The organism is Rhizobacter sp., assembly GCF_031412495.1.
In the GTDB taxonomy this organism is placed as follows: Bacteria; Pseudomonadota; Gammaproteobacteria; order Burkholderiales; family Burkholderiaceae_C; genus Schlegelella_A.
In genome coordinates this window covers 1-10,022 of the sequence record NZ_JANODC010000116.1, presented here as the reverse complement: position 1 = coordinate 10,022, position 10,022 = coordinate 1, and the positions used below count along the sequence as shown (strand labels likewise).

General features: G+C 71.6%; 9 protein-coding genes. 8 read left to right on the top strand and 1 reads right to left on the bottom strand.

Annotated elements, in window-relative coordinates:
• The 4 genes from AC30N0_RS04240 to AC30N0_RS04225 form a co-directional block, all read left to right on the top strand.
• Window positions 1-883, top strand: an 883-nt coding sequence (locus AC30N0_RS04240) for an aminotransferase class V-fold PLP-dependent enzyme (RefSeq protein ID WP_489516686.1), incomplete at its 5' end; no start/stop codon positions are given.
• A complete protein-coding gene (gene kynA, locus AC30N0_RS04235; RefSeq protein WP_489516685.1) occupies window positions 841-1,761 on the top strand; it encodes a tryptophan 2,3-dioxygenase in 921 nt (306 codons plus the stop codon). The genes AC30N0_RS04240 and kynA, both read left to right, overlap by 43 nt.
• Window positions 1,762-1,774: 13 nt before the next feature.
• Window positions 1,775-2,857 (top strand): toll/interleukin-1 receptor domain-containing protein, encoded by a 1,083-nt coding sequence (locus tag AC30N0_RS04230; protein ID WP_489516684.1) that lies wholly within the window; start codon window positions 1,775-1,777, stop codon window positions 2,855-2,857.
• Complete coding sequence (locus AC30N0_RS04225; protein ID WP_489516683.1) at window positions 2,854-3,264, top strand: winged helix-turn-helix domain-containing protein; 411 nt, start codon at window positions 2,854-2,856, stop codon at window positions 3,262-3,264. Before AC30N0_RS04230 ends, AC30N0_RS04225 begins: the two co-directional genes overlap by 4 nt.
• A 53-nt stretch (window positions 3,265-3,317) precedes the next feature.
• Here the strand turns inward: AC30N0_RS04225 and AC30N0_RS04220 are convergent, their stop codons facing one another.
• Window positions 3,318-4,583: a rhodanese-like domain-containing protein gene (locus AC30N0_RS04220; protein ID WP_489516682.1), complete on the bottom strand. Its 1,266-nt coding sequence runs from the start codon at window positions 4,581-4,583 to the stop codon at window positions 3,318-3,320.
• Between the two features lie 199 nt (window positions 4,584-4,782).
• Between AC30N0_RS04220 and AC30N0_RS04215 the strand changes: the two genes are divergently transcribed.
• The 4 genes from AC30N0_RS04215 to AC30N0_RS04200 all read left to right on the top strand — a co-directional run.
• Entirely contained in the window at window positions 4,783-6,126 is a 1,344-nt protein-coding gene (locus tag AC30N0_RS04215) for an NAD(P)/FAD-dependent oxidoreductase (protein WP_489516681.1), read from the top strand.
• Between the two features lie 41 nt (window positions 6,127-6,167).
• Window positions 6,168-7,982 (top strand): M24 family metallopeptidase, encoded by a 1,815-nt coding sequence (locus AC30N0_RS04210; protein WP_489516680.1) that lies wholly within the window; start codon window positions 6,168-6,170, stop codon window positions 7,980-7,982.
• A 150-nt stretch (window positions 7,983-8,132) separates the two neighbouring features.
• The gene (locus AC30N0_RS04205) at window positions 8,133-8,312 is read left to right on the top strand and encodes a hypothetical protein (protein ID WP_489516679.1); all 180 of its coding nucleotides are present in this window, start codon (window positions 8,133-8,135) and stop codon (window positions 8,310-8,312) included.
• Between the two features lie 223 nt (window positions 8,313-8,535).
• Window positions 8,536-10,022 (top strand): putative bifunctional diguanylate cyclase/phosphodiesterase (locus tag AC30N0_RS04200; protein ID WP_489516678.1); only part of this gene is annotated, 1,487 nt, incomplete at its 3' end.

Here is a 10,022-nt window from a genome sequence, read left to right as displayed (position 1 = left end):
GATCGACGCCGACGAATTGCCCGCGCACCTGAACGAACAGTTGGCGGTGCTGATGCTCACGCACGTCAATTACCGGACCGGGCGGATGTTCGACATGGCCCAGGTCACACGCGATGCCCACGCGGCGGGTGCGCTGGTCGTGTGGGACCTGGCCCATTCGGCCGGTGCCGTCCCGGTCGACCTGAAAGGCAAGGGCCCGATCGAAGAGGCTGCCGACTTCGCGGTGGGTTGTGGCTACAAGTACCTGAACGGCGGCCCCGGCGCGCCGGCCTTCGTCTGGGCCCATCCCCGCCATACGGCGCGGATGGACCGGGAAGGCCTGCGCCAGCCGCTCTCGGGCTGGCTCGGCCACGCCGCGCCGTTCGAGTTCGCGCCAGCCTACCGCCCGGCCCCGGGCATCTCGCGTTTCGTCTGCGGCACGCCCTCGGTGCTGGCGCTGGCCGCGCTCGAGTGCGGCCTCGAGGTCTTCGACCAGGCCGAGGCGCACGGCGGCCTGGCCGCCCTGCGTGCCAAGTCGATCGCCCTGACCCGTCTCTTCATCGACCTCGTCTCCCGGCGGTGCGACGGCACCGAGCTGACCCTCGTCACGCCGCTGGAGCCGACCGAGCGCGGCAGCCAGGTCAGCTACGCGCACCCGGCGGCGTACCCGGTCATGCAGGCGCTCATCGAGCGCGGCGTGATCGGCGACTTCCGCGGCGGCGACCGCTCCGCGACGCCGGGCCGGCCCGACCCCAGCCTGGCCGCCGACCTGCTGCGCTTCGGCTTCACGCCGCTCTACACGCGCCATGTCGACGCCTGGGACGCGGCCGAGCAGCTGGGCGACGTGCTCGCCGGGGGCGCATGGCGCGAGGCGCGCTTCGCGCGGCGGGCGGTGGTGACGTGAAGGGCGAGACCAGCGACGGCGCCGGTGCGGCGGCCGGGCCGGCCACGGCCGCAGCGATCATCGCCGCCGAAGCGGCGAAGGTCGACTTCCGCGCCGACATGAGCTACGGCGACTACCTCCACCTCGACGCGGTGCTGAACGCGCAGCAGCTCCGCTCCGGCACGCACGACGAGATGCTGTTTATCGTCCAGCACCAGGTGAGCGAGCTGTGGATGAAGCTGATGCTGCACGAGCTGCGCGCGGCGATCGAGGCGGTCGCTGCCGACCGCCTGCAGCCGGCCTTCAAGACGCTCGCGCGCGTCAGCAAGATCATGGAGCAGCTGGTCCACGCCTGGGACGTGCTGGCGACGATGACGCCGCCGGAGTACTCTGCGATGCGGCCGTCGCTCGCCTCGAGCAGCGGGTTCCAGAGCTGGCAGTACCGGATGATCGAGTTCATGCTCGGCAACAAGAATGCGGCGATGCTGAAGCCGCATTCGCACCGGCCCGACCTCCTCGCGCTCGTGCAGGCAGCGCACGACGCGCCTTCCCTGTACGACGAGGCACTGCGCCTGCTGGCGCGGCGCGGCCTGCCGGTGCCGGCGAGCCACCTCCAGCGCGACTGGGCCCGGCCCTATGTGGCGAGCGAGGCGGTCGCGCAGGCCTGGCTCGTCGTCTACCGCGATCCCCAGTCGCATTGGGACCTGTACCAGCTCGGCGAAGAGCTCACCGACCTCGAGGACACCTTCCGGCTCTGGCGCTTCCGGCACGTGACGACGGTCGAGCGCGTCATTGGCTTCAAGCGCGGCACCGGCGGCACCGGCGGCGTGAGCTACCTGCGCAAGATGCTCGACGTCGTGCTCTTCCCCGAGATCTGGAAGCTGCGCACCGATCTGTGAATCGGGCTGCCACGTGACCGCACGCGTCTTCATCAGCTACCGCAGCAGCGACGGCACCGACAAGGCGACGGCCCTGGCGCGCGACCTCGACTCGCTGTTCGGGCAGGAGCAGATCTTCCTCGACAAGGAAGACCTCCCGGCCGGCTCGCGCTGGCGCGACGAGATCCGAAGCGCCCTCGGCAGCGGGCCGATCCTGCTCGTTCTGATCACTCCGAACTACCTGGACGCGTGCGACGCTGCCGGGCAGCGCCTCATCGAGCGGATGGACGACCCCGTCCGGACCGAGCTCGAGGCCGGCGTCGCGGCAAACGCTCACGTCATCCCCGTTCTCTGCGACGGCGTCCTGCAGACCCCGCGGCGCGAGGACCTGCCGCCCCCGTTCGAGCAGCTCGCCGAGCGCACATGGCGCAAGCTCCGTGCCTACGACTGGCGCCATGACGTCGGCCGGCTCGCCGACGACCTCTGCAACCTGGGCCTCGTCGTCCGCGAAGGCGCGCCTCCGGTGCCGTCGCGCCCCATCGGGCTGCTCGGCGGGGGCGATCCGACCTTGACTCCGACAACCGGTCGTCGGCCTTTGCTCTTGGGCGGCACGCTGCTCGGGCTGGGGGCCGCGGGGCTGGCCGCGTGGTGGTGGCAGAAGGAGCGCGCCGCCAGCCTCGCCGGGCGCTGGCGTGCCTCGATCGGTGCGCGCGGCGCCATCAGCGCGCGCGAGGGTGACGTGGTGATCGTGACCTTCACGCATCAAGCCAAGGACCTCCGCTTCACGAGCAGCGCCGTCGAGGTCGAGCACGCGCGCGACTGGCAGAACCACCGCGACTACTGGAAGCAGCGCCACGGGCGGGAGCTCAAGCGCGTGTTCTACCGAGGCGAAGGCAAGGTGCTGGATTCGGAGGACGACCGCGTCGAGCCAGGCCTTCCCGGCGGGCCGCGCCGCGTCGTGCTCACCGTGCGCGTCGAGGTGCCCGACGGCACCGAGCCCATCGACGGCGGGACGCTGCGCGCCAGCATCGATGCAGACGACAGGCGGATGCGCGGCCGGCTCTGGGTCAACAGCGAGCGTGCCGAGCGCGTGGTCGACCTGCGCCGCGAGCCGTGAGCCGCGAGGCCGGGCGCACGGCGCGCGACACCGACATGGCGCCCGCGAAGCTGCAGCTTCGCCTGCGCGTGCGCGTCGGCGACGTGGTCGCCATCGGCCCGGGCAAGATCGCCCTGCTGGCCGCGGTCCGCGAGCACGGCTCGATCTCGGCGGCGGCGCGGTCGCTCGCCATGTCGTACCGGCGCGCCTGGCTGCTGCTCGACGAGCTGAATCGCTGCCTCGATCGCCCGGCGATCGCGACGACACAGGGCGGGAGCCGCGGCGGCGGGGCGAGCGTCACCGCCAGGGGCGAGGCCCTGCTCGATCTCTACGGCCGCATCGAGCGCGGTGCCCTTGTCGCCACACGGCGCGATACGGCGCGCCTGCTGCGGATGCTGGCAAGGCCCGGCTCCACGGCGCGCGACTGAGGCCCCCCGCGGGGGTGGCGCCGACCGAGGCGTCGGCGCGCGAGATCGACCCGTCAGGGTGCGGCAGCCACCGTCTTCGTCGCGCCCGTCTTGCCCGGAGCCGTTATGCGGGCCAGCGCCGCGCCGGCGCTGCCCTCGAGCGGCATGCGCTTCTCTCGCCACTCGGGCATGCCGCCCCGGAACCAGTAGACCTTGGCGTAGCCCGCGGCGAGCGCGGCACGCGAGGCCTTGTAGGACTTCCAGCACTCCGGTCCGTTGCAGAGGAAGACGACCGGCTTGTCCTTCGGCAGCTTCATGGCGGTGAAGGCCGAGAAGTCGTCCTTCTTGGCGTCGAAGTCGATCTCCTTGAGGCTCTTCTCGACGTAGGGCGCGAGGACCGCGCCGCGCACATGCTCGCTGTCGAACTCCTTCTGCGAGCGCGTGTCGACGATGGGCACGTTCTGCCTGGCGAGTTCGGCCACTTCCTCAGGGCCGACGCGCGTCACGCCCTGCACCGCGTCCGGCGTGGTGATGCCCAGCGACGCGACGTAGGTGAAGGCCTTGTTGGCATCGGCCGAGGCGATGCGGAAGCGGCCGATGCCCGGGATGGCACCGTCCGGCGAGTTCACCCATTCGGTGAGGCGGCTGCAGTCGCTGGCGCAGAAATCCTTCCGCACGACCATGGCCATGCCGCCGGGGACCGGGCGCGTCGTCTTCAGGATCCGGGCCTGGCCGGGATGCGCCGCCATCCAGGCCTTGGCCTGCGCCTCGTCGGCGACCGTGACGTCGGCGACGTCGAACGAGAGCGCGACCAGGCCGCCGCCGCTGGTGTTGCCGTAGGTCACCTTGGCGAACTGGGCCAGCTTGACGCCCGAATCGACGAGCAGGCCCTTGGCGACGTAGCTGCGCAGCGAATCCTGCTGCGGCAGGTACAAGCGCTTGCCGGCAAGCTTCTCGACCTTGTCGATGTCGTTCCTGGCGACGAGCACGTAGCTCTGTTCCTGCCCGCTGGTGGCCAGGAGCTGGTAGGCATGCAGCATCGCCGACGCCGTCACGTGTGCCGGCGCGATGATGATCTCGTTCTCGACCGTCCGGCTCGCCCGCATCACCTCGGCCATGACCGAGGTCTGCGTGATCGTCGTCCTCGAGCCGGTGACACGGGTCATCGACTGCGCCGGCGCCAGCGAAGCGCTGAGGAGGATGTCGCCCGAGGTGTCGGCCGGGTCGACGCCGAGCAGCACGCGGATGTCTGCGGCGGCTGCGGCGCTGCCGACTCCCGCCAGGATGGCGCCGAAAAGTACCGCAACGGCGACTGGAAAGGACGGTGAGGAGGACTTCATGACGCGGCTCCTTGGATGCACGGGGGCAAACCCGCGCAGCTTAAGGCGGATCACCCCCTGATTCGCGGGATTGCAATTTGTAAGCGGAAACTAGTTCACGCCTATGGTGGCGGCACCACAGTCGGGTGCCGCCACCCGGCGCAACGGCCAGACCTGTCGCCGGGCAAGCCGGCCGCGCCGCGGCGCGGAAAATGGCCCCATGAGCTCCGCTAAGCGCGTCCTCGTCATCGGCTGCGGCTTCGGTGGCCTCGAAGCGGTGCGCAAGCTCTCGAAGTCGCCGCTCGAGATCACGCTGGTCGACCGCACAACCCACCACCTGTTCCAGCCCCTGCTCTACCAGGTGGCGACCGCGGGGCTGAGCGCGCCCGCCGTCAGCGCGCCGATCCGGCACGTGCTGCGACGCGAGATGGGCCGCGGCAACCTCACCGTTCTGAGGGCCGAGGTGCAGGACGTCGATGTGGCAGCGCGGCAGGTCCTGCTCGACGACGGCGAGCGCCTGCCGTACGACCACCTCATCGTCGCCGCCGGCGCTACCCACAGCTACTTCGGCCACGCCGACTGGCAGCGCCATGCGCCCGGTCTGAAGACGCTGGCCGACGCCCTCGCCATCCGCGCTCGCGTCATCGGTGCGTTCGAGAACGCCGAGCGTGCATCCGACCCCGCCGAGCGCGAGGCCTGGCTCACCTTCGTCGTCATCGGCGGCGGCCCGACCGGGGTCGAGATGGCCGGGACGATGAGCGAGATCGCCCGGCACACGCTGCTGCGCCAGTTCCGCCGCATCGACCCGCAGCGCAGCCGCATCGTCCTCCTCGAAGGCTCGGACCGCGTCCTCGGCACCTTCGTGCCGACGCTGTCGGCGCGCGCCGCCGAGCAGCTGGTTCGTCTCGGCGTCGAGGTGCGCACCGGTTGCCGCGTGACGGGCATCGACGCCGACGGTGTCACGTTCGTCGCAGCGGGGCCGGGCGATGCGGCGAGCGGCGAACGCATGGCCAGCCGGACCGTGATCTGGGCTGCCGGCGTCGCCGGCGTGCCGCTCGGCGTGCGCATCGCCGCACAGACCGGGGCTGCGCTCGATCGCGGCGGGCGCGTCCCGGTCGCAGCGGACCTGAGCGTGGCGGGTCATCCCGAGATATCGGTGATCGGAGACCTCGCTGCGGCGACCTCGCCGACCGCGGACGGCCCGAAGCCGGTGCCGGGGATCAGCCCGGCTGCCAAGCAGATGGGACGCCTTGCCGCCGCCAACGTCCTGCGCCGCCTGCGCGGCGAGCCGACGCAGGCATTCCGCTACATCGACTACGGCAACCTGGCGACCATCGGCCGCAAGGCCGCCATCGTCGACCTCGCCATCCCCGGGTTCGGGTCGCTCCGCTTCAGCGGCTTCCTGGCCTGGCTGTTCTGGCTCTTCACCCACATCTACTTCCTCATCGGCTTCCGCAACCGGCTGATGGTGATGACGGACTGGGCCTGGGCCTATTTCACGTACGCGCGGAATGCGCGGGTCGTCGCCGAACCGCCATCAGGCGAGCCGCGATCCGTGGCCTAGTGGCGGCCCGCAGCGAGGAGCGGCTTTCTACAATCAGCGCGATGGACACACGCACCTCCGCCGCCCGCCTGAACATCGAGTGCATCCGCGACGCGCTGAAGGCCGGCGGCGCGGCCGCGGTGCTGGTGCCCTCGAGCGACCCGCACCTGTCGGAGTACCTGCCCGAGCGCTGGCAGGCCAGGCAGTGGGCATCGGGCTTCACCGGCTCGGTCGCGACGCTCGCCGTGACCCTCGACCGCGCCGCCCTCTTCGTCGACAGCCGCTACTGGGTGCAGGCCGAGCGCGAGCTGGCCGGCAGCGGGATCGACCTCGTCAAGGTACCCTCGCCCGCTGCCACCCAGCACGTGGAGTGGCTGTGCGAGCACGTGGCCCTCGGCCATACCGTCGCCGTCGACGGCACCGTGCTGTCGCTGGCCGGCGGCCGCCCGCTGCGCGACCCGCGCGGCGCCCGCGGCATCGGGCTGCGCACCGACCTCGACGTGTTCGCCGACGCCTGGCGCGAACGGCCGCCGCCGCCCGGCGCGCCGGTGTACGAGCACGCCGGGCCGGAGGCGCCGCAGGCGCGCTCGGCCAAGCTGGCGGCCGTGCGCCATGAGATGAGCAAGGCAGGCGCGACGCACCATCTGATCTCGACGGTCGACGACATCGCCTGGGTCCTCAACCTGCGCGGCGCCGACGTCAGCTTCAACCCGGTGTTCATCGCCCACCTGCTCATCGCCGCCGACGCGGCGACGCTGTTCGTCGAACCGATCAAGGTCGACGCGGCGCTTCAGGCCCGCCTCGATGCCGACGGCGTCCGGGTCGCGCCCTACGGCCGCGTCGGACAGGCGCTCGCGGCCCTGCCCGCGCAGGCGGCCCTGCTCGTCGACCCGAAGCGGACGACGCTCGGCCTCGTCGAGCCGACGCGGGCGCGCCGCATCGAGGCGATCAATCCGAGCACGCTGGCCAAGAGCCGCAAGAGCGAGGCCGAGGCGGCGCACGTGCGCCGGGCGATGATCCAGGACGGCGCCGCGATGTGCGAGTTCTACGCCTGGTTCGAGGCCGCCCTGGCCGACCCGTCCCGGCAGGAGCCGATCACCGAGCTGACCGTCGACGAGCGGCTCACGGCGGCGCGGGCAAAGCGGCCCGGCTACGTCGGGCCGAGCTTTGCCACCATCGCCGCCTTCAACGGCAACGGCGCGATGCCCCACTACCGCGCCACGCCGGAGTCGCACGCCGCGATCGAGGGCGACGGCCTCCTCCTCGTCGATTCCGGCGCGCAGTACCGCGGCGGCACCACCGACATCACGCGCATGTGGCCGGTCGGCCAGCTCAGCGACGAGCAGAGGCGCGACGTCACCCTCGTCCTGCGCGGCACGATGGCGCTCAGCCGCATCCGCTTCCCGCGCGGCACGCTGTCGCCGATGCTCGACGCGGTCGCGCGCGTGCCGCTCTGGGAGCAGGGCCTCGACTTCGGGCACGGCACCGGTCATGGCGTCGGCTACTTCCTCAACGTGCACGAAGGCCCGCAAGCGATCTCGCGCGTCATCGCCGAGCCGGCGATGGCGATGCAGCCCGGCATGATCACCAGCGTCGAGCCCGGCCTGTACCGGCCCGGGCGCTGGGGCGTGCGGGTCGAGAACCTCGTTCTCAACGTGGCGTCGGCGGCATACGCGGGCAGCGAGTTCGGCGAGTTCCTCGAGTTCGAGACGCTGACCCTCTGCCCGATCGACACGCGCTGCCTGGAGCCCTCGCTCCTGCGCGCCGACGAGATCGCCTGGCTCAACAGCTATCACGCGACCGTCGCCGAGCGGCTGCGGCCGCATGTCGAGGGCGCCGCGCTCGACTGGCTGCTGCGCCGCACAGCACCGATCTAGCCCGCCGTCGATGCGCGACGCCCGTTCGTCGCGCTCCACGGCAGCTCGTGCGACCGAGCCCGGGATCCGTCGCAAGCCGCTGTCCGGGCGGCGCGCGTCGGCCTAGAGTGCATCTGCCTTGAAGTCGCCGCCGAACGCAGGAGCCCCGCCATGATCAGCCGCCTCACCGCCTCCGCCGCGATGTTCGCCGTCCTGGCGACCGCCGGCTTCGCGGTCGCCGCCGATGCCAGACTCGGCGCCGCCGGCGCCCGACCCGGCAAGGCGGAACCGACGCAGGTCATCGTCCTGCCGCGCGTCGAAGTCACGGGCCGGCGCCTGCCGCGCCGGTGACCCCGGTGCCGGCGGCATCGCTCGGCAGCCGGCAAAACGTGCATTATCGACATCCACGGCGGCACTGAGCCGCCGCGGGCGCGGCAAGCCGATACGCTGCCGCACCCACTGGTTCCGGCGCCGGACGATGGCGCTCAAGGAATCGCCCGCTGTACCGAAATGAGTGAGTCGGTGCTCCCACGGGGGGATCACCTGCACTTGTGCTCGAGCGGGCCAGCTCACCATGACCTTCCTGGATAGCCAACGGCTGCTGCCCGGCATCGCGGCCATCGCGATCAGCACGGCGCTGCTGTGGCTCGGCGCCGAAGTCTTCGCTTCGGCGCGACAGCGCTCCCGCGTCCTGTCCCTGCGTCTGAAGGCCTGCGCCATCCTCCTCGTCGGCGCCGGGCTCTGGTGGCCGGCCCACTTCCTCGCATCGATCGACATGTCCGGCGGCTTCTTCAGTACGCCGGCGGTCGCCGTCGCGGTCGCCCTGGCGCTGGCCGGCCTCGCCATGGCGAGCGCGGTCGCGGCGACGCGCAAGACGCTGCCCGCTTTCGCCGGCCTGGCGACCCTGACCTTGCTGGTCACCTACGGTCACTCGCTGATCGCGACCCCCGGCCTGTTCCGCCTGACGATGAGCGTCGGCTCGTGGGGCCCCGGCCTCGCCATCTTCTTGCTCGCCACGGTCCTGGTCGGCATCGCGCTCGAGTTCAAGCCGAGCCGCAAGGCCCTGGCCGCGCGCGGGGGCGCCGCATTCGTCGCTGCCGCGCTGGTCACCCTGGCGGCGGCGGTGCCGATCGGCGCACCCGCCGATTTCACCCCGGCCTGGGCCGAGGCCCTCCTCCTCGCCGCGCTCGCCGGCGTGACCAAGGTGATGCTCGAGACCCTGGCCCAGGGCGCGGCCTTCGAGCACGAGCCCGCGACCCGGCGCATGCAGAGCGCCGCGCCGACGGTCGACAGCCTGACCCAGCTGCCGACGCGCGTCTACTTCGAGGACCGCCTGGCCGCCGCGGCGACCAAGGCCGACGCCAGCGGCAGCCGCCTGGCGCTCCTGTTCATCGACCTCGACGGCTTCAAGCCCGTCAACGACACCTACGGCCACTCGATCGGCGACCTCGTGCTCGAGCAGGTCGGGCAGCGGCTCAAGGCGCTGTCGCGCGGCAAGGACGTGGTCGCCCGCGTCGGCGGCGACGAGTTCCTGCTGCTCCTCACCAACGTGTCGTCGCAGGAAGGCGTGGTCAACGTCTCCGACCGCCTCATCAAGGGCCTGTCGCAGCCGTACGCAGCCGAAGGCCGCGAGGTGATGATCTCCTGCTCGGTCGGCATCGCCATGTACCCGGACGGCTGCAGCCACGCCAAGCTGATCGCCCGCGCCGACGCCGCCATGTACGCATCGAAGCGCTCCGGCGGCTCGACGCACTGCTTCTACTCCACGGCCATGGACGCCGACGCCGAAGCGCAGTTCGAGCTGCTGCGCGACCTGCGCAAGGCGATCGTCGCCAAGGAGTTCGAGCTCTTCTACCAGCCGAAGATCGATTCAAAGAGCGGCAAGGTTACCGCCGTCGAGGCGCTGCTGCGCTGGAAGCACCCGACCCGCGGCCTGCTCCTGCCGAGCACCTTCATCCCCATCGCCGAACGCTTCGGCCTGATCGGGATGATCGGCAACTGGGTGATCGAGGACGCCTGCCGGCAGAGCCGCCAGTGGCGCGACAAGGGCCTGCGCATGCG